This is a genomic window from Acinetobacter legionensis (assembly GCF_057165765.1).
In genome coordinates, this window is sequence record NZ_CM169896.1 from 2,067,458 (window position 1) to 2,089,060 (window position 21,603).

A 21,603-nucleotide genomic window follows, 5' to 3' on the forward strand; every position below is an offset into this window, starting at 1 on the left:
ACATTATTAAAGCATTGCTGTATTGACGAATATTAAAAATCTATATGGCTAAACGCTTAAATGCATTGTGATTGGTGAGTGACCAAATGGCCAAGCGAATAGAATAGAAAAATGGGTAGAGGGTAAAATGGATAGTGATGTATGCAAATTAAAGCAGATTTTGGAACATAATTCCGCTGATTTCAGTGAAACATTTTCTCAATTTCTATTAAGTGATCCGCAAAATCTCAAACAACTTTCAAAACTCATCAACGAATTTGAAAAAGTTAAGATAGCTTCGCCGTGTTTGAACAAAATCAATGAAGCTGATTCATTGGATAATGCATCAGCTACAGAGTCCCAGCATAAAACTATAAGCTCGGATAAACCCCAAGTCACTGTACAAAATAATGTTCAAGAGCAAGCCTGTTTTAATCAGCAAACTGGAACCAATCAACATGCTAGAGTGGATGAACAAGTCAACCTTGATGAAAGTATTCAACAAAGTTATGTTGTTCCTTTAGTCAATGTAGATCAACTCGATACATCATCAGAAAACATCAACTCAGTTGGAGCAATTTCTGATACGCAAAATATCACTTTAGATCTTCACACAACATTGGAACTCGCGCCGATCTTACATGTTGAACAGCAAATTGTTGTAGATCAAGCCGAGAAAATGTCAGCCTTTACAACTGAACCTAATTTAGAAAATAAGTTGACGATTGATGCTAAAAATATAAGCTCAACCCCTGAAATAATTTCTTCTGAAACTGAGAAGAATAGATTAGAGATCGAATCTGTGTTTAGACGAAGTAAATATGAAGACATTAAATTTCAGGTTGAAAATGCCCGAGTTGGACAACACTATCAATCTCGAATTTCAGTGATTTCTCAACATGATGTCAATCAATTAATATTCAAACCTGAAAGCTTTAAATTTCCAGATACCAGCTTTTATTTCGATGAAGCCACACAACGTATTCATGGTGAGCCACAACTAGCAGATTCAATCGAATTTTCTTTTCAGTTTATTGCTGATGGAGAAACACGCTCCGCCCAGTGTCGGTTGAATGTCATTGCAGACCCACGCAGTTTATGGAAAGTCATTGAACCTGAGTCTGGGCAAAAATTTAGCAAGCCACATTTGGATCAAGCTTTGATTGATGCGGTGGACTATAAAATTATCGCTGCAAGTCGTCGAGGCCGTTCACATGAACACGCAGGCTTATTTAGAGATGATGATTTCTCAATTACCTTAATCGAGAATACACCTTGGTCGGTTTTGACTGTGGCAGATGGTGCAGGCAGTGCGCAATACTCAAGAGAAGGTTCTCGAATTGCGGTTGAGATTGTTGAAAATGAGTTGAAAAACTATTTAAACCCACAAACGGTTGAAAGCCTGATTGCTGATTTAAAAAAGTGGCAAGTGGGCAGTCAAGATGCTGAAACTGTTGAAGTTGCCAAGAAGTTAAATGAGCAGTTTCATCATGTATATTATGAAATATACAAATCAATTATTAACCAAATCCGATTACAAGCAGAACAGATTGAGGCAAATACTAAAGATTTTTCAACCACATTGCTGGTTGCGGTCGTATGTAAATTAGCTGATAAAACCTTTATCAGTGCATTCTCAGTGGGAGACGGTGCAATCGCAGTATATAGCGATAACAACGTGCGTCTGATGAATGTTCCAGATGGTGGTGAATATGCAGGACAGACCAAGTTTCTAGATCTGAGTATTGCTACAGAATTTCCAAACCGTTTAAAAATAGGCTGTTTTAAAGATACCAATGCCATTATGTTGATGACTGACGGTATTTCAGATCCAAAATTTGAAACAGATTCTGGTTTATCCAATTTTGATAAATGGCAAAGTTTATACCGTGAACTAGATCCGTTGCTACAGAATGAAGCAGCCGACACTGCATTGTTGGAGTGGATGCATTTCTTTACAGCTGGCCATCATGATGATCGTACTATGGCCGTATTATGGAATAAGCATTCAACAACATCTGTATAAATAATATCTAAGTATTTGAAGAATATAATGTAAGGTGGCAAATATGTCAGCAAAAATTATTAAATGTACCACCGTTGATGGACGTGAAATAGAATTTGTAGATGAAATTATCGGTTCAGGTGCAATGAAAGATGTATATTTTTCACCTGATCGTAGTTATGTGGTGTGCTTTTTCAGTAAAGAAAAGAATAAGTTTTATGAATCTAAAGCCACCTTTGAGCAGCAAAAAGATCGTTTAAAAGAAATTGTAGGCAATAAGTGGCAAAGTATCTTTAATGGGATTGGTGGGGATTATTGGAAGAATATTTTCTGCTGGCCAGATGGTTTAGTTGAATATAATAATTTGCTTGGGATTACCGCCCCAACCTATAGAAAACAATTTTTCTTTGAATATGGTTCAAAAAATAATGATTTTCTGCAAATCAAAGGCAAAGAAAAAGAAGGGAAATGGTTTGCAAGTGCAAACAACCAAAACAGATTTCTCGACGACAAAGAAAAAGGTACTTGGCTAAATTACCTTAAAATAGGAATTCTAATTTCCCGCGCAGTACGCCGTATGCATGCTGCGGGTTTGGCCCATTCAGATTTGTCTTATAAAAATATTTTGGTCGATCCTGTTTCTGGGAGTGCCAGCGTTATCGACGTTGATGGTTTGGTAGTACCTGGAAAATACCCACCGGACGTTGTCGGTACTCCTGATTTTATTGCGCCAGAAGTGGTACGCACTAGTCATTTATCCAAAGACAATCCTGATCGTTATTTACCCAGTATTGCGACTGATAAACACGCTTTGGCAGTATTGATTTATATGTATTTATTGTATCGACATCCGTTACGTGGTGGAAAAATTCATGATATGAATGATCCGCAAAAGGATGAAACACTGGGGATGGGTGAAAAAGCGCTGTTTATTGAACACCCAACAGATCATAGTAATCAGGTGAAACCAACTCAACTTAAAGTGAGCCAGCAACCATGGGGTGATCCTGCAAAAGTACCTTTTACAGTGACTGGACCGTATTTGTCTGAGCTCTTTATCAAAAGCTTTGTCGAAGGTTTACATGATCCGGCCAAGCGTCCTTCAGCCAATGATTGGGAAACAGCTTTGGTCAAAACAGTGGATTTGATTCAGCCTTGTCATAATCACCGTTGTGGTCAAAAGTGGTATGTCTTTGATAATTCAACTAAACCTGAGTGTCCATTTTGCCATACGCCGTTTAAAGGTAAATTACCTATTCTCAATCTGTACTCAGCACGGCAGCAAGGTAATTTTAGACCCGATAATCATCGTTTAATGGTATGGACAGGTCAATCTATTTACGCATGGCATACCAATAATATGATTGCACCGAATGAACGATTGACCGCAGAACAGACCAAGCGGAAAGGGTATTTTGTTTTACATCATGATGTGTGGTGGTTGGTCAATGAAGATATGCCTGATCTTACCGATGTTGCCAATAAAATACAGATCCCGATTGGTGGTAAAATTGAGTTAAAAGATGGTGTTCAAATTTTATTTTCTAAACAAGATGGCGGTCGTTTAGCTGTGGTACAAATGGTTGAAGCATAATGTGATGCTTCAACCTCTAAATAAGGCCTATACCACCAATATTTTGTCGTGTGTTGAACATGAGGATTTGACCAAACCAAAAGTTTTATATCTGAGTAAAATCATTTCAGCCCAATTTTTATGGGTGGCAGGTTCGATCATTGAACCGTGACTTTTAAATACACTTTTAGCGTCGTGGGCCAAGATTAATTGAGCCTCATGGAAATCTTCAGGTTGAACTTGTAAGGCATGATGAATATGAGCAATTTGCGCAGGATGAATTGCAGTTTTGGTATAAATTCCATTATTCATGTCTTGTGCAAGTTCTTGCATCAATAACTGTGTATTTTCAAAATGTTCGCAGACAGGTGAACTCAACTGAAAACCATTTGGAATAAATAATCCTGCCAATTGTGAAATTAGAATGCCTACTGGAGTTTGATAAATCGTGGTATTTTTGGGTCTACGCAGATTTAGACAAGACAACAGATCATTACCACCAATTCTTAAACATAAAGTTTTATGAAAGTCATATTTAAGCGCTTGGTAAAGCTCAATATTGTGTGCCACATCAAAGATTTCTTTAGTTTCAAGCGTTGGCATATATTGTAAATTAGCTGGTAATACATTCATCCAATTCTTTAGATTAAACACATTAAACTTAGGCAAAATCATGCCATTAAATGTTTGATTTAGATCCCAGTCGACAATGTGTTTTGCCATTTCCATATTTCTTGGGCGGATAAAAATGGCAGGGGCTTTTAAACTCGGTTCATCCAGCCGTCTTTGCAATAAAAGTTTTAAATTCACCATTGCTGTTTGAACATCTGATTCAAGTACAGCGTCTTCAAGACATACCGCAATTGATTTAATCTGAGGAAATTTAAGTCCTTGGGTAACTTCCCACAATTGTTCATGTGTTGCAGGAATATACATGGTTGCGCCAAGTTCAATAGCGTGTAAAAGTGGTTTCATTTTTTCTTCTCTACTTTTTTTATCAATGTTGCTGCGTGATAAGGGCCTAATTTTGTTCCCAAAATATCTACCGGAATATTTCGTTCACGTGCAAAGTGCAATAATAATTGTACATGAGGGTTAGATTCATCTTTCAATAAGATTCGTTCAGGTACTCGTCTTAAAACTGCACGGGTTGCTTCAGCAATACTAGGTTTTATATGGTTAATATTTTGAATCGCATACTCTGTTGCAATCCAGTCAATCGTTGCTGCACATTGTTGCTGTTGCGCTAAACGAATCTGATCGTTCCAGCTTACCTGCATATCTGTGGGCTTTTGTTCAATCAACTCGCGTATTTTTTCGACAAAAATTACTGAAAGGTCGTAAGGTTTTAGCTGGTCATAGATCAAACAACTGTGCCATTTTTGTGTCTGATAGCAATTATTTCGAGCATCTTGCTGTTCTATGCTTTCTTTTAAAATCGTCCGAGAAGTCAATCCAGAGATTACAGAACCCAATATCCCAAACGGAATCAACCAATCATCTGTACTTGCACTTAACCAAGAATATCCCCCCAAATCAGACAGGGTAACTAAACGTGGGATCTGCCAATTTTGATCAAAGAGCTCAGGAATCTCTTGTAAATTTTTTGTGAGTTCTTTGCATATCGCACCTTTACCTGTCCAGCCATCTACAAAAACGATATTTTGAGCACCATGTTGTTCAATAATTGCTTGCAATGCAGCAAAGTCGACGCCTCGATCACGAATTATACTAATACCATAGTGATAGCAAGACTGGTATTTTTCAAGATAATGCTTCAGTAAAACACCTAAAGGTACACCAGCTCGAACCAAACTTACCAAAACAATCTCTTGATTGGGAAAGCGTTGCACCAAACTGTTACCAATTTTTTGAACTTCTTCGGCAAGACGTTGTGCACCTTGCTCAAAGGCATGTTGATAATGTTGCATTTGTTCATCTGTTGGCGGATGTTCAGCACTGATCATTTGTGAATAGTGCATTTTGCCTGACTGGATCAGATATTCTTTTTCTTCAACGGCAGTGGGTTGAATATTATCAATCTGCATCAAAAAAGTGACATCTTCGGGACGGTATGAACCGTGAAAGCCAAGCTCGCTCAATGTTGGATTGAGTAGTGTGATCAATGAATTAGACATGACCTAAATATCCTTTAGTGTCAAAATCATGGCTTAAATGTATATTGAGAAACTTATCCAACTGACTACTTTTCGGCATTCCAAACCAGTCGCAACAGCTGAGGAATCCAGCATCTGATAGACTATCGCCCCAACCTAAAATAATACGTTCTCGTTGCGGATCATGTTTTTGAATATAAAACTCAACGGCGCTTTGTTTGCTGACATGATGCGGAATAATCGCCAGATTATTGCCATTGATATGGATATAGCACTGTTCCAGTAGAATTTTAGGTAATTTTTCAACAAGCTGATCTAAAAATAAGGCACCAGTTTGTTTTTGCTTTGCAACAGAATAAATACTCAGTTCATTTTCAATCAAAGTCCAAGTTCTGACTTCACCCAAATCTTTGGCGTAGTCATGCAAAGCATCTGGCAAGTCAGTCAGTATGCCATTGAGTTGAATTTCATGTTGTTTTTGAAGATCAAACCAGTCTGTATCTACAGCTAAATTCTGATCTAGAATTGTGCCCCCGTGGGAACAAATCGCACCATATTTAAAGGGGATTTGTACACGTTTAAATCCTTCAACTGAGCGAGCAGTTACAGGCACAACCTCAGCAGATTCAAGCAACCAATTCAAAAAAGACTGCTGTTTTGGACTCATATATGAAAGCGGTTGTCCTGAAATATCTGTAGTCACTATTTGATGTTGTGGTGTCGGTTGCTGTTTTCGATAAGTTTGAAATAAAGTGTCATCCAAGTCGACAAAGACCAAAGGTTTAGGGTTCATAACTGATCACTTCCAAATTTTTGATTTGTTCAAACAAGCTTGGGTCTACACTATCTTGATGTGTTTCAATCACCAAAAGCACCCGGTCAAACTCTTGATGTTTAACGTTATAAGCAAAGTTTTGGATATTGAGCCCATAATTATCATGAAACTGGCAAATACTTTTTATCGCATGTCCTTGCATGATCGGTGAACGTGTTGTTGAACTGAAATAAGTTTCCGCCCCTTGTTGTTCTAACTGTTCAGCAATAAGAAAAGGAATCCAACTAAATTCACCTGAACCAAGTACGAGTATTTTTTCGCCGGGATGATTTATGTGAATATCTTCCCATGCTGTACATTCTAAATAACCTGGCTCACGTCCCCAATCATTTGGTGCAATAATTTTCTGTGCCTGTTGCTCAGTGGAGCTGACATTGGGCATATTAATCTGAATATTGTGTTGATTCGCTTGCCACTGCCAATTTCCTTGCAATAATGAAACCACTTCCACAGGGATATCAAGCTCATCCGTTGCAAGACTCTGCTCAGCCCAGTTAACCAATGTGACCAAGATCACGCGTTCAACTTGCTGCAAACCAGAATTTGTTAAACTATTGATCAGGTTTTTGAAGGTTTTTCCAGTCGAAATTTCATCATCAACTAAAATCAAAGTCTTTGAATCAATCACTTGCTGATGTTTGGCTAAATCATGACTGCTTAAAATAAACTGATCCTGAGCATGGCTATGTTCTTCTAGAAAAAGCCCCAATGTGGGTAAAGTCGATACAGGGTGTCGTGTTGTGGTTAAGAAAATCGCATTTTTTCCATGTTGTTTTTTTAATTCACGATAAATTCCAGCGCCCAAACCGACTGCTGTTTCGGCCATACCAATGACACAGATTGGACCAGCCAAATCTGTAGGCACTAAACTGGCCAAATCGCTATAGCTACGCTGCATAACAGAAGGTGGGACAGGGATATGTTTCCCCAATACTTTGGAAACAAATAAAAATGCTCTTTTAGGATTAATTCTTTCTGCAAAATCTAATAAATCATCTAAAGCCCAGTGGCTATGTTGTTGGTTAACTTGAACAGTGATTCGCCCACGACTTAAATCTATATGCTTCATCTAATTACAAATCCAATTTTATACTATGGGCAATCGGTAAAGCTTTTACAGGCGATTGGTGTGCTGCTCGAACTAAATTCAAATTTAATTTTTCAGCAATCAATTCAGCAATCAAATTGACTCCCGTATGTTGTGTATAGGCAAAACCACCAGCAGGGCGTGGATTGATCTCAAGAATATGCCATTGCAAGCTTTCATCTTGTTTAAATTGGATATTAATTAGTCCATCACATTGAAAATAATCGACTAAATCTATACAAATTTGATGACAAGGATGTTGCAAAAAACACTCTTGAAAATAAACATGTTTTATTCTGGTTACTTGAGTAATGATCTTTCCTTGACTACAAGCAATATCAACTGAACATTCTTGCCCGGCTAAATAAGGCATAATCAGATATTCAACTGGCTCTTCCTGTTGACTATATGCCTCTATAAATTGCTGAGTATTACATTTGGTCGGTGAACTAAAGTTTTTAAAGTACGATACATGATTCTGTAACCGCACAAAACCCGCACCATAAACCCCATAAACAGGCTTAGCACAGATTTCACTATGTTGCTGCTGTAATGTTTCAATGGATGCTTTCAGTGTTTCTGTGGAATTGGCTAATAATGCAGGAATGACAGATAAATTTTGCGCTTCACAATGTAAGGTAAATTGGTATTTATTGTTCATCAACTCATGTTGTTCTGAGCTGAGTGTACCAGTAATCAACTGAATACCATATTGTTCAAATTGGGTTCTATACGGTTCAATATGTTGACTGTGTTTACCACAAAAGAGCAGTTGGATATTATGTTCAATACATTGTTCTAATAACCATTCAGCACTCTTTGAAATAGCAGGTTGCTGTAGATAAACATCAGCACTCAATGCAAGTTCGGGACGGTTACGGCTGTGAGAACAAAATATAGTCAGTTGTTTTGATATACTAGAACTTTTCAGTAATTGAATCATATCATTTTGACAGGAATAACACTCGGCGATCCAAATTTTATATTGCTGTAGCACGGGTAATTTAATCTCAAATTTTTATAAAGAATAACGAAGATTTTAAAGCGACTATCTGATGCGCTGCAAAATATAACAATTCCCCACAGTGATACAATATTTAATTTTAATATTTTGTAAAAGTAATGAAACACAAAGAAAAAAACACTGAAACACTTGAGATTCGGAATTTTTATGGTAAAACATAACATATCTATTTTTTATTTGTTTTTTATAAAGAAAGTTAATTTAAAAACTTTATTTCAATAACGCATGATTTTAAATTCATTTTATCAAAAAGCGATAATATACCTATAAAGTGGAGGGTTTATGCAGCTGGTTGCTGGTGGAAATATTCAAATACCTGCTCAGGATATTGAAATTTGTATAAAAACAGGGTTTTCATCTGACATTGAATTAGATGTTACAGCATATTTACTGGCCCAAGGCACGCTTAAAGTGCGTGGTGATCAGGACATGATTTTTTATGGGCAACGTCAAACCTCCAATCAAAGTGTGGTTTTGCTAGAATCATCATCTAAGAACCCAAATCTCACCAAATTAAAAATCAATACTGCACGTCTAGATGCACAAATTCAAAAAATCGCTATTTGTGTCACGATCAATGAACCAAATACCATTGGCAATATTATTCCGATTGATATTGAGCTTTATGCAGGGCAACAGCATATTGCGACCGCACATTTAGATACCCAAAATAGAACTGAAAAAGCTTTAATCCTTGCAGAGATTTATTTTCATAACAGCCAATGGAAGTTTCGCTTTGTCGGTCAAGGATTTAATGGTGGATTAAAACCATTGGCTGAAAACTTTGGTGTTGTGATTGCTGATGAAGTGAAAAATACTACACCTACACCTACACCTACACCTACACCTACACCTACACCTACACCTACACCTACACCTACAAACTCAAATATTAATTTATCTAAAATCCGACTGGATAAAAACAATTCAACCATCAACTTAACCAAGAAAGGTAATGGTTTTGGAAAAATATCAGTCAATTTAAACTGGAATAAAAGCCAGCCTAAATCCCAATCATTTTTTCAGAAACTATCGGGATCAAGTGCAATAGATCTAGACCTTGGTGCGATGGTGCAACTTAAAAATGGTGAAATTGATTTAGTACAACCGCTGGGTAATCGTTTTGGGCGTTTTGAAATCAAACCGTTTATTCAGCTTGATGGTGATGATCGTACAGGTTCATCTGTACAAGGTGAAAATCTTCATATTAATGGGAATCAATGGGATCAAATTGAACGCATTGTGATTTATGCTTATATTTATCAGGGTGCTGCACAATGGGCAGCAACGGATGGTGTTGTCACCATTAAGATCCCAGACCAACCTGAAATTGAAGTTCATTTGACGGATGGTAATCAATTGACAACATGTTCTATTGTAGAATTAAAGAATAACAATGGCACTATACAAGCCAACCGAGAAGTTCGTTATTTTAAAGATCAAAAATATTTAGATGAACATTATGGTTTTGGGTTCCGATGGACACATGGTTCTAAAAATTAATTGACTGCATGTATTTAAACAATGAATGCACACTGCAATAAAGTAGAGGAAATATAAATGGCAATTTCATTAAACAAAGGTGGCAACTTATCTTTAAGCAAAACTGACCCAAGTTTAAACCAAGTTTTGGTCGGCTTAGGTTGGGATGCGCGTGCAACTGACGGAACAGATTTTGACTTAGATGCTTCAGCATTTTTATTAAGTGAAAACGGTAAAGTTCGTGGTGAACACGATTTCATTTTCTATAACCAAACACGTTCACCTGAAGGTTCTGTTGAACATACAGGTGATAACCGTACCGGTGCGGGCGATGGTGATGATGAAGCAGTCCGCATTAATCTGGCACAAGTACCTGCAGATGTTCAAAAGATTGCAATTACAGTCACCATTCATGAAGGTGAAAGTCGTGGTCAAAATTTTGGTCAAGTTCAAAATGCGTTTATTCGTGTAGTCAATGATCAAAGCAATACTGAAATTGTTCGTTTCGATTTGAATGAAGATTATTCAACAGAAACTGCCATGATTTTTGGTGAATTATATCGCCACAATGGTGAATGGAAGTTTAGAGCTGTAGGACAAGGTTATGCTGGCGGTTTAAGCGCAATGTGCCAACAGTTCGGTATAAGCATCTAATATAAGAGTTCAATGGATGAAACATTTTCGCTTTTCGATTCTTTTTACCATCATTTGTCTAGCAATTTCTGCGTATTGGGGTTTTACACATGGTCCCCAAGCCGGTCTAATGACCATGTTCAAGGCATTGGCAATTACTGCCATTCTTGCAGTGATGGAAGTTTCTTTATCGTTTGATAATGCTGTAGTAAATGCTTCGGTACTCAAACACTGGAATCATTTCTGGCGAACCTTATTTTTAACAGTCGGTATTGTTATCGCTGTATTTGGTATGCGTTTAATCTTTCCATTACTCATTGTTGGCGTCACTGCAGACATGGGCATGATAGAGGTTGCAAAACTTGCGCTGAACGATCCAAAAACCTACTCTGAAAAGCTCATGGCACACCATGCTGAAATTGCAGCGTTCGGTGGTATGTTCTTGCTCTTAGTTTTTCTTAACTTTTTATTTGATGATGAAAAAGATGAGCATTGGTTCCATTGGTTGGAGTCAAATCTCGCTGATCTAGGCAATATTCAAGCGATTTCAGTGTTTATTTCATTATGTGCATTATTGGTTATGGCTAATTTTGTACCTGAAACTTCTCGTCTGGTTGTAACGATGGCAGGGATTTGGGGAATTGTGGTTTATGTTGGTGTTCAGGTGATTGGACACTTACTTGAAGGCGGTTCACATGATGATGAGGAAGAAGCATCAGAACAAACGACTTCAAATAATGGTGCACCTGTAACGGGCACAATCATTAAAGGCGGTATTGGTGGCTTCTTGTATCTTGAAGTACTTGATGCGTCTTTTAGTTTCGATGGTGTAATCGGCGCTTTTGCAATTACCAGTGATGTGGTAATTATTATGCTTGGCCTTGCTATAGGTGCGATCTTCGTGCGTTCTATGACCGTTTATCTTGTAGAAAAAGGTACGCTCGATGCTTATGTTTATTTAGAACATGGCGCGCATTATGCGATTGGTGCACTTGCATTCATCATGCTTGCAAGTGGGACTGGCTTACATGTACCTGAAGTCGTGACTGGTTTGATTGGTGTCGCATTTATTGTTTGGGCAGTAATTTCATCAATTTCATATAGTAAAAAACAATCTCTTGAAACAACTGAAAAAGGAAATTAAAAATGGCTATTAATTTATCAAAAGGCGGTAACATCAACCTGTCTAAAACAGCGCCTACAATGAATAAAGTAGACTTAGGTTTAGGCTGGAATCCTCGTGTTACAGATGGTAAAGCTTTTGATTTGGATGCTGTTGCTTTTCTAACTGGTGAAAATGGCAAAGTCCGTTTAGATGGCGACTTCATCTTCTTTAACCAAAAAACTTCTCCTTGTGGTTCTGTGAACCATAACGGTGATAACCGTACAGGTGACGGTGATGGTGATGACGAAACAATTTCAGTTGATTTATCTAAAGTTCCAGCAGATGTGGCTAAAATTGTATTTGCTGTAACCATTCATGAAGGCCAACAGAATGGTCAAAACTTCGGTATGGTAGATAAAGCATATATCCGTGTAATTAATCAGGATAACAATGCTGAAGAACTTGCACGTTTTGACTTGTCTGAAGACGGCAGTACAGAAGTTGCCATGATTTTTGGTGAGTTATACCGTCATAGTGGCGAGTGGAAATTCAAAGCAGTTGGCCAAGGCTTTAACGGTGGCTTAGGCGCTTTGGCTGCAAGTTATGGTGTTGCAGTTTAATTTTTAAAATCAGTACTAAAAGATTTATCTTTTAGTACTTGAAAGTGATTCGGTTTAAATTGGTTTATTTATGAACACAGTAAAAATTATTTTCAAGTACTAAATAGAGAACAACAATGCAATTCATCACTGGACAAAAACTGGCTCTGCACCAATTGTTGCAGACTAATACACAGTTTAAAGTACGTGTACAGGTTCAAGCACCTTTTGAAATCGATATTTCTAGCTTTGGTATTGCGCCAAACGATAAACTTTTCCATGATGATTATATGACCTTCTATAATCAACCACAAACACCGAAAGGCGAAGTTCAATATCTGCTTCGTGGCAACATCCATAGTTTTACCTTTGATTTAAAAAAGATAGATACAACACGAACGCCACGTTTTGTGATCTGTGCAACCTTAGCCAATGAGCAGTCTCAAATCCACAATATACAATCGATTCAGGTCGAGTTATGTAATCAAGACGAACAGATTCTTGCGACTTATCGTTTAAATGGTTCTAATTTTAGCCAAGAAAAAGCTGTGATGCTGACTGAGATTTACTTTAAAAGTGATACTTGGCGTATCGCTGCAATTGGTCAAGGTTTTAATGGTGGCTTACAGGCTTTGGTTGAACACTTTGGGGGAGAGGTTGAAGAAAGTGTTACAGTTGCACCCCCAACAGCAAACCCATCGATCAGTAATGCAGCGGTTACAATTGATCTAAAAAAGAAAGTGGTACTAGATAAAATTCAAGACGCCGCTCCACATTTAGTGGATATTACGAAAAAGTCTTTAATCAGCTTAGAAAAAAATAATTTGCTTGATGTAAAAGCCCGAGTAGCTTTAGTCCTTGATTATTCAGGTTCAATGCACCAACAATATATTAAAGGTGATGTTCAAAAAGTCCTCGATCGAATTATGCCTTTGGCAGTCAATTTTGATGATGATGGTAGTTTTGAATGTTGGGCTTTTGCAGAAAAATCATTGCGTTTAAGTGATGTAACCTTGAACAACTTACAAAATTTTGTCAATACAGATCAAGGCGGTCATCCAAAGTGGAAAGCTGGTGCACGTTATAATAATGAACCTGTTGTACTTGAAGCTGTGATTAAATATTTTACCCAAGAAAATCCATCTCATTTACCTGTTTACGTGGTATTTGTTTCAGATGGTGGGGTCAATGAAAGTAAAAAGATTAAAAATATCCTTAAAAGCGCATCTAGTTTCCCTATTTTTTGGCAATTCGTGGGTATTGGCGGTCGTAACTACGGTGTGTTGGAACAACTCGATACGATGGAAGGGCGAGTGGTGGATAATTGCAATTTTTTTGAAATGAGTAATATTCAAAGTATGCCTGAAGCACAACTGTATGATGCACTGCTTCAAGAATTTCCACTGTGGTTAAAAGAAGCGAAAAATAAAAACATTATTCGATAAAGAGAGGGCAATCGATGGCTAAATTTGAACTTGTAGGCAGTCCAGAACCATTTCTGTTGGTTGATTTGGTACAGGGAGAAAAAATATTTTGTGAATCTGATGCAATGGTCATGATTGAGCAGAATCTAGAATTAGCTGGGAACTTACGCGGCGGTTTATTTCAGTCATTTATGCGTAGATTTACTACAGGTGAATCGCTGTTTCAGCAAGAAATCAAAGCATCATTGGGTCATGGACAGTGTTTACTTTCTCCAAACATAGATGGTGATATGCAAATTCTTAACATAGGTCCTCAGCAATACACTTTATCTGATGGTGCTTTTGTTGCAGCAACAGAACATGTCAATGTCAAAGCCAAGATTCAAGCAAATTTAGGTGGTGGATTCTTTGGTGATACAGGGGGCTTTGTGGTGATGGAATCATCAGGACAAGGTCAATTGTGTATTTCTGGTTGTGGTACTTTGATGGAAGTCGATGTAAGCACTCAGAACGGCGAAACCACCATTGATAATGGTCATGTTGTGGCATGGGATTCATCTTTAAGTTACAACATTGGTATGCCGAGTTCACAAAACCGCGGAATTGTTGGAAATCTTTTAAACAGTTTTACCAGTGGTGAAGGTATGGTGCTTAAGTTTAGGGGCAATGGCAAAGTCATTATTTGTTCCCGAAATCGCAAGAGCTACCTCACCTGGTTATCTTCAGCTTTAAATTTAAATAGAAACAATTAAATCTATGAGGGAAACACATGAGTATTAGTTTAGTAAAAGGTCAAAAAATCTCTTTAGAAAAAGGTGATGGCTCATCTTTGACCAAAATTTATCTTGGTGCAGGTTGGGATGTGGCTAAGAGTGGCGGATTTTTAGGTGGTCTTTTTGGGGGCGGCGGTGGTGATTCAATCGACCTTGATGCATCTGTCATTATTTTTGATGAAAACAACCAACCGCTCGATGCAGTATGGTTTGGACAATTAAAAAGTAAGGATGGCAGTATTTGGCATTCAGGTGATAACCGTACGGGTGCTGGTGATGGCGATGATGAAGTGATCCATGTTGATCTAACTAAAATCCCTCCTCAAGTTAAAGCACTGGTTTTTACAATCAGTAGTTTCCGTGGTCAAACTTTTGAAAAAGTTGAAAATGCTTTTTGTCGTTTAGTTGACTCGAATACCAATACTGAAATCGCAAAATACAACCTTTCAGCAAAAGGCAATTATACTGCCTTGATTATCGCTAAAGTCTATCGCCACAATGGCGCATGGAAAATGTCTGCGATTGGCGATACCTGTAATGGTAAGACCATTCATGACATGCTTCCTTCGATCATTCCAGTGCTATAAGGGTAGCCATAAAAAAATTTTAATCAACAAAGCCATTCTTAGGAATGGCTTTTACTTAAAGTATTTTCAATCTTTCCATTCTAAAGTTATCAATTCTGTAAAATAATTCTATAATAGCAACCATTATTACTGACCTCAGTTGGGGTTGGTTCGTTTTTAAGTCAATTTCTTCTCCGTGATTCGGCTTATTTTTCAATATTTAAATTTTATGTGTTTATGTTTACACGTAAGAATATTTAGGTGCCCACATGGAAATCAAAGTCAATTATCTCGATAATCTTCGACAAGAAGCCAAGTTCGATGACTTTACAGTAATTGCTGATCAACCCATTCGCTATAAAGGTGATGGTTCTGCGCCGGGTCCTTTCGATTATTTCCTTGCCTCATCTGCTTTGTGTGCCGCTTACTTTGTGAAAGTGTATTGTGCAGCTCGTGATATCCCGACCGATAATATTCGGCTATCTCAAAACAATATTGTAGATCCTGAAAACCGTTATAAACAAATTTTTAAAATTCAGGTTGAACTTCCTGCAGATATTTCAGATAAAGATCGTCAAGGTATTTTACGTTCGATTGACCGTTGTACCGTTAAAAAAGTCATCCAAACTGGTCCTGAGTTTGTTATCGAAGAAGTTGAGAGTATTGATGCAGATGCACAAGCGTTGCTCATGCCTAACTTGGCACAAGAAAGCTTAACTTTTATTGAAGGTAAAGATCTGCCTTTAGAGGAAACCATTGCCAATATGTCAGAGATTTTGGCAGGATTGGGAATGAAAATTGAAATTGCATCATGGCGAAATATTGTCCCAAATGTGTGGTCATTACATATTCGTGATGCTCAATCTCCAATGTGTTTTACCAATGGTAAAGGCTCGACCAAAGAAAGCGCTTTGGCTTCTGCATTGGGAGAATTTATTGAGCGTTTAAACTGTAATTTCTTCTATAACGACCAGTTTTGGGGTGAAGAAATTGCCAATGCTGAATTTGTACATTATCCAGATGAAAGATGGTTTAAACCTGGACCAAATGGAGAACTACCTAAACAAATATTGGATGAATATACATTAGAGGTATATAACCCAGACAATGAATTGTTAGGTACACATTTATATGATACCAACTCAGGCAATACTGAGCGTGGTATTTGTTCATTACCTTTTGTACGCCAATCTGATCAAGAAATTGTATATTTTCCATCAAATTTGATTGAAAATTTATACCTAAGTAATGGTATGAGTGCAGGAAATACTTTAGCTGAAGCTCAAGTACAGTGTTTATCTGAAATTTTTGAACGTGCGGTTAAACGTGAGATTTTAGAGGGAGAAATTGCACTTCCAGATGTGCCTGAGGAAGTTTTAGCAAAATACCCCCGTATCGTTGAAGGCATTAAAGGCTTAGAAGAACAGGGCTTCCCAGTATTGGTTAAAGATGCATCATTGGGTGGTGAGTTTCCTGTGATGTGCGTTACGCTGATGAACCCACGTACAGGTGGTGTATTTGCATCATTTGGCGCACACCCTAAGCTTGAAGTTGCTTTAGAACGCAGTTTGACCGAGTTGTTACAAGGCCGTAGTTTTGAAGGTTTAAATGATTTACCAAAACCGACCTTTAGCAGTAATGCTGTGACAGAACCAAACAATTTTGTTGAGCATTTTATCGATTCCAGTGGTGTTGTGTCTTGGCGTTTCTTTAGTGCAAAATCAGACCATGACTTTGTTGAGTGGGATTTTAGCAGTGCGGGTGAAAATGCCAATGCTGAAGAAGTAAAGACCATGCTGAATATTCTTGAGGAAATGGGCAAAGAAGTCTATATGGCAGTCTATGAGCACTTAGGCGCGACAGCTTGCCGTATCATTGTGCCTGATTATTCTGAAATTTATTTGGTTGAAGATTTAATTTGGGACAATACCAACAAAGCATTGTTATTCCGTGAAGATATCTTAAATCTTCATCGTTTAGATGATGAGCAACTAGAAGCTTTAGTTGAACGTCTTGAAGACGTTGAAGTGGATGATTACACCGATATCGTGACTTTAATTGGGATTGAATTTGATGATAATACTGTGTGGGGACAACTGACCATCCTTGAGTTAAAGCTGTTGATTTATCTTGCTTTACAACAGTTTGAAGAAGCCAAAGATTTAGTTGAACAGTTCCTTCAATACAACACCAATACCGTAGAACGTGGTCTGTTCTATCAGTGTATGAATGTGATGCTTGAAGTTGAACTAGACGACGACATGGATTTAGATGATTATGAAGCGAATTTCCGTCGTATGTTTGGTGATGAAAGAATGGATGCAGTCATTGGCTCTTTAGATGGTAGTATGCGTTTTTATGGCTTGATTGAAACAAGTATGAAGCTTGAAGGGCTTGATCGTCATTTAAGACTTATTGACAGTTATAAGAAGTTACATAAAGCACGAGCAAAAGCTGTTGGCTTAGCAAGTTAAAAATTTTTTACAACAAAAGCTAAAACCCAAGATTCTTCTTGGGTTTTTATTTTAAAAATAAATTAATAATTCAAATTAAATTGCCATATAAATACTTCGTTCTAAAACGACAACAATCCAGTAAGTTTGAGACATACTAAAATTTATGTTAAGTTTTTCTTATTAGTAAAGGGGCATAATAATAAATGTTGAACAATATTTTTACACGCTTAGATAAGTTTGGCTTGGGAACTGAAAACCGTTCAATTCATGTCCAGCTTTTAAATTTTCAACTCAATTCCCACATCATGTTGCAGCGTATTGATGGCTATCATGGTGTCAACGATGGCTTATCAGCAGAACTCATTTGCCTGTCATCAAACCCATTCATAGAATTAAAACAATTCATTGGTTGTCAAGTGGCAGTGGATCAAGTTATAGATTCAGGCAATTTATTCAGAACCACTGGCATCATTACGGGCGCTAGCCAAGGACAGTCAGATGGCGCTTTGAGTCTTTATCGTCTAACCATGCAAGATGCTACCAGTCTATGGCATAAAAGACTGAATAGCCGTGTGTTTATGGATAAAAGCGTTGTAGAAATTTGTGAAATAATTTTCAAGGAATGGCAGCTTAAGAGTAGTTTATTTGCTTCAAGCTTAAAACTGGATACAAGTGGTTTAACCAAAGATTATGATGTACGTCCATTTTCAATGCAATCAAATGAAAGTGATTACTCCTATTTAACTCGATTAATGCGTGAGGAATCAATTAATTGGCTGGTTGATGAATCAAATTATTTGGTTTCTAACAGTAGCCAAAACGTTGAACCACAAAAGTTACGCTTGGTCGATAGTAATTTTCAATTTAAAGCCAGTGAACGTAGGACTATTCGTTATCATCGTTCAAATGCAACGGAACAGTCCGACAGTATCACCAGCTTTATCGCAAATAGACAATTACAATCGACAGCGATCCATGTACAACGTTGGCAAGCGGACAGTTTAACTCAGCAAGATGCTAGCGGTTCAGTCCTCAGTTCACATAAGCATAGTGCTCAACGTGATAATGAAAGCTTAAGCCTAGAACAAGCTTGGAGTATATCTCCTGCATGGATTCGTGATCTTAAGGGCGAAGACCAAGCGACAATGTCTGGAAATAGCCAACTTGATAAACTGAATAATCAACTGAATCTGCATCAAGCTTTGCAAGCAAAATACTTTACAGCACATAGTAGTGTCCGAGATACCCAGGTTGGCTATTGGTTTCAGTTGGCGGATCATCCAGAACTAGAGAAAAATCATAGTGGCAGTGATAAGGAGTTCTTAATAATTAGTAAACATTTTTATAATCAAAATAATTTTCCCAAAGATATTCAAAACCAAATTGAAAAACTCTTAATTTTGAGTCATTGGCAAAGTAGTAAAGATAGTGAACAAGAGCGTCAAGCCAATTTACTCACTTTAGTTCGTCGTAATATTGAGCTTGTTCCAAAATACGATCCGTTGCAGCATCGCCCGATTGCCCATGTACAACGCGCTAAAGTAGTCAGTGATGGCGAAGAAATTTATGTTGATGAATGGGGAAGGATTAAAGTTCGCTTCCTATTTACGCGAACTGAAGATCATACCCATGATGGTGGTGCAGGGTCGAATGATACAGATACTGATTCAGCATGGGTGGATGTGCTTACATCTTGGGCTGGTGCAGGCTACGGTGTAAGATTCTTGCCTCGTAAAGATGAGATTGTCGCGGTTGATTTTTTTGATGGTAATCTTGATCGTCCATTTGTTACAGGACGAATTCATGAAGGACATCGAAGTCCAACCATGTTTGATAATAAAGGTAAACTGCCTGAGACCAAAAAGCTTAGTGGTATCCGATCAAAAGAAGTGGCAGGTGAAGGCTTTGGCCAGCTTAGATTTGATGATACTACCGCGCAAATCAGTACGCAGTTACAGTCGAGTCATGGTGCGAGCCAATTGAATTTGGGAAATTTAAGTCATCCTAAAGAAACCTCAGTAAGTGAAGGTCGTGGTGAAGGGTTTGAGTTAAGGACGGATGATTGGGGGGCAATACGTGCGCCTAAAGGGATATTGATTACAACTGAAATCGCAGGTCATGCCTCAGGAAACCAACTTGAGCGTAGTAAGCTTCAACAGAATATCGAAAAATTCTTAGGAACTAATAAGGCTATTCAAGATGCAGCTAAAGACCACCAAACCATTGAGCCTGAACTTGAATTACAAGAAGCCGTAAAAACAGATCTTCCAAATTGGAATGAATCAGATTCAACCCCTTTCATTGCAATCGATGCCAAGGATTCACTTATTTTTGATGCAGATAAAGGAATTATTGCTCAAGCCAAGCAAAATATTGATATAAGCTCAGAACAAAATATTCAAGTTTTTTCAGGGCGTGGTTTTCTAGCCAATGTTTTAGACAAAATTTCACTCTTCGCCAAAGCAGCCGGTATCAAGATCAAAGCTGGACAAGGTCCAGTCGAAATTGAGTCGCAAGCAAGCACCATGAAAATCGCCTCACAAGAACTGATGCACGTTTATGCAGTTAACGATTTTGTTAAAGTCGAAAGTGGTAAAGGCATAATGATCTCATCTGGTGGTGGTTTTATCAAAATTGAAGATGGCAATATCGATATCGTTTGCCCTGGGTTGCTTTCTTTAAAAGCAGGGCAAATTAAAACCATGTCAGGCGCTACGATAAGCTCTGATTTAGCCGCGATGCCAAAACTTCAAATGGATTATGGTGAACACTTTGTATTGCGTAATAAAGCGGATAAAGCTATATCGAATATGAAATATAAAATAAAAACAGAAGATGGAAAAACCATTGAGGGTGTTACAGATACTGAAGGTAGAACCGAGAAAATAACCTCACTGGCTATGACAAAAGCCGTTATTTCATTATTAGGATATGTTGATGAATAAACTATTTTCTTCTTTATTACTCACCGCTTGCATGATCACGACAAGTTGCGTATTTGCACAATCAACAATAAAAAATACTGGAAATAATATGATCAATTTAGAAAAAACTAAAACTTACTGTATTGGGCGTTATGTGGTGGATATTCCTGCTGAGGCTAATCCATTAGAACGTTATGATAAATATGATTCTTTTACTATTAAGGTTCAAACTAAAGCAACACGTCAAGATTTTGATGAAGCAGTTCAAAAATGGAGAAATGATTATTCCAAAGGTAATCGAAAAATTTTTGAAGACCCACAAGAACAAGTATTCGATGGTCGACTGACTAAGATTTTTAAAGGGAAATTAGAGGATGACAAAAGACTTCCTTTTATAGTAGCTGCCTTTGTATGGGATAAAAATACTTTATTTTTAATAGAGGGAATGCATAGTGATACACCACAGTTGACAGCCGAAAGTAATGAAGCGATTCATAATTTAGTGAAAAACTTACGCTATCGTAATGAACATGAGATTCCTAAGGAAGCAGGACAATGTATTTACCAAGGCTTTATCAAAGATCAAACCAAACAGTACCGCTATAGCATCCAAACTCTTGCTTTTGACTTTAAAAACTATCCAACAGTAGTGTTACGTTTTGAGGCAGAAACAAATGATGAATATGTCTTGCCAATGATTCCACGGATAGAAAAAAAGTTTAAAGAGGTCGGGCAAAGCCAGCGTCAAATTGATAAAGGCAATATTCGTAAAGGTGAAAAAAATACCGCGCATTTAACGGGACAAGAATGGATTTCAGTAGAAAAAATGAAAGGGAAAAATGGCATTAGTGCCTTATGGGAACATACAGGCAGTGCCAATAATAACCAAGATCCATTGATAAGTTTTGAAACGGATACTGGATATTCATCTCCGCTTAGTGAAAGCAGTAGCCTAGAACAATATGATGCCTTAAAACTATATGAATCGATTCTAAAAACCATCCGTAAATTCGGAGAATAA

General features: G+C 37.6%; 17 protein-coding genes. 12 read left to right on the plus strand and 5 right to left on the minus strand.

From position 1 onward, the window contains the following. Positions 1-127 precede the first annotated feature (127 nt). Together AC2G3J_RS09475 and AC2G3J_RS09480 are read left to right on the plus strand one after the other, a co-directional pair. Complete coding sequence (locus AC2G3J_RS09475; protein ID WP_483771001.1) at positions 128-2,005, plus strand: PP2C family serine/threonine-protein phosphatase; 1,878 nt, start codon at positions 128-130, stop codon at positions 2,003-2,005. Between the two features lie 43 nt (positions 2,006-2,048). After that, positions 2,049-3,578: a helix-hairpin-helix domain-containing protein gene (locus tag AC2G3J_RS09480; protein ID WP_336951070.1), complete on the plus strand. Its 1,530-nt coding sequence runs from the start codon at positions 2,049-2,051 to the stop codon at positions 3,576-3,578. A gap of 27 nt (positions 3,579-3,605) precedes the next feature. Here the strand turns inward: AC2G3J_RS09480 and AC2G3J_RS09485 are convergent, their stop codons facing one another. Genes AC2G3J_RS09485 through AC2G3J_RS09505 form a run of 5 tightly spaced genes read right to left on the minus strand, consistent with a single transcriptional unit; the run spans position 3,606 to position 8,539 of the window. Beyond that, on the minus strand, positions 3,606-4,532 hold the full coding sequence (locus AC2G3J_RS09485) for an HpcH/HpaI aldolase/citrate lyase family protein (protein ID WP_336951071.1): 927 nt from the start codon (positions 4,530-4,532) through the stop codon (positions 3,606-3,608). Then, the gene (locus AC2G3J_RS09490; protein ID WP_336951072.1) at positions 4,529-5,695 is read right to left on the minus strand and encodes a cysteine protease StiP family protein; all 1,167 of its coding nucleotides are present in this window, start codon (positions 5,693-5,695) and stop codon (positions 4,529-4,531) included. The genes AC2G3J_RS09485 and AC2G3J_RS09490 overlap by 4 nt, the downstream gene beginning before the upstream one ends. Further along, on the minus strand, positions 5,688-6,467 hold the full coding sequence (locus AC2G3J_RS09495) for an HAD family hydrolase (protein WP_483771002.1): 780 nt from the start codon (positions 6,465-6,467) through the stop codon (positions 5,688-5,690). The genes AC2G3J_RS09490 and AC2G3J_RS09495 overlap by 8 nt, the downstream gene beginning before the upstream one ends. Beyond that, the gene (locus AC2G3J_RS09500) at positions 6,457-7,578 is read right to left on the minus strand and encodes a phosphoribosyltransferase domain-containing protein (protein ID WP_419327219.1); all 1,122 of its coding nucleotides are present in this window, start codon (positions 7,576-7,578) and stop codon (positions 6,457-6,459) included. Before AC2G3J_RS09500 ends, AC2G3J_RS09495 begins: the two co-directional genes overlap by 11 nt. 4 nt (positions 7,579-7,582) lie before the next feature. Further along, positions 7,583-8,539, minus strand: coding sequence for an ATP-grasp domain-containing protein (locus tag AC2G3J_RS09505; protein WP_419359687.1), 957 nt, complete (start codon positions 8,537-8,539; stop codon positions 7,583-7,585). Between the two features lie 363 nt (positions 8,540-8,902). On the opposite strand from AC2G3J_RS09505, the gene AC2G3J_RS09510 reads away from it, so the two are divergent. The 10 genes from AC2G3J_RS09510 to AC2G3J_RS09555 all read left to right on the plus strand — a co-directional run bounded on the left by AC2G3J_RS09510 (position 8,903) and on the right by AC2G3J_RS09555 (position 21,603). After that, positions 8,903-10,123, plus strand: coding sequence for a TerD family protein (locus tag AC2G3J_RS09510; protein WP_483771003.1), 1,221 nt, complete (start codon positions 8,903-8,905; stop codon positions 10,121-10,123). Between the two features lie 57 nt (positions 10,124-10,180). Further along, complete coding sequence (locus AC2G3J_RS09515) at positions 10,181-10,756, plus strand: TerD family protein (protein WP_004720366.1); 576 nt, start codon at positions 10,181-10,183, stop codon at positions 10,754-10,756. Between the two features lie 16 nt (positions 10,757-10,772). Continuing rightward, positions 10,773-11,879: a DUF475 domain-containing protein gene (locus AC2G3J_RS09520; RefSeq protein ID WP_483771004.1), complete on the plus strand. Its 1,107-nt coding sequence runs from the start codon at positions 10,773-10,775 to the stop codon at positions 11,877-11,879. A 2-nt stretch (positions 11,880-11,881) separates the two neighbouring features. Further along, a complete protein-coding gene (locus AC2G3J_RS09525; RefSeq protein WP_336951078.1) occupies positions 11,882-12,460 on the plus strand; it encodes a TerD family protein in 579 nt (192 codons plus the stop codon). A gap of 116 nt (positions 12,461-12,576) precedes the next feature. Further along, entirely contained in the window at positions 12,577-13,884 is a 1,308-nt protein-coding gene (locus AC2G3J_RS09530; RefSeq protein ID WP_336951079.1) for a VWA domain-containing protein, read from the plus strand. A 14-nt stretch (positions 13,885-13,898) separates the two neighbouring features. After that, positions 13,899-14,615, plus strand: a complete 717-nt coding sequence (locus AC2G3J_RS09535) for a TIGR00266 family protein (protein WP_336951080.1) — start codon at positions 13,899-13,901, stop codon at positions 14,613-14,615. A 17-nt stretch (positions 14,616-14,632) separates the two neighbouring features. After that, the gene (locus AC2G3J_RS09540; RefSeq protein WP_004720371.1) at positions 14,633-15,223 is read left to right on the plus strand and encodes a TerD family protein; all 591 of its coding nucleotides are present in this window, start codon (positions 14,633-14,635) and stop codon (positions 15,221-15,223) included. Between the two features lie 248 nt (positions 15,224-15,471). After that, positions 15,472-17,676 (plus strand): OsmC domain/YcaO domain-containing protein, encoded by a 2,205-nt coding sequence (locus tag AC2G3J_RS09545; protein WP_483771005.1) that lies wholly within the window; start codon positions 15,472-15,474, stop codon positions 17,674-17,676. A 185-nt stretch (positions 17,677-17,861) separates the two neighbouring features. Further along, on the plus strand, positions 17,862-20,603 hold the full coding sequence (locus AC2G3J_RS09550; RefSeq protein ID WP_483771006.1) for a type VI secretion system Vgr family protein: 2,742 nt from the start codon (positions 17,862-17,864) through the stop codon (positions 20,601-20,603). Further along, positions 20,596-21,603, plus strand: a complete 1,008-nt coding sequence (locus AC2G3J_RS09555; protein ID WP_483771007.1) for a T6SS immunity protein Tli4 family protein — start codon at positions 20,596-20,598, stop codon at positions 21,601-21,603. The genes AC2G3J_RS09550 and AC2G3J_RS09555 overlap by 8 nt, the downstream gene beginning before the upstream one ends.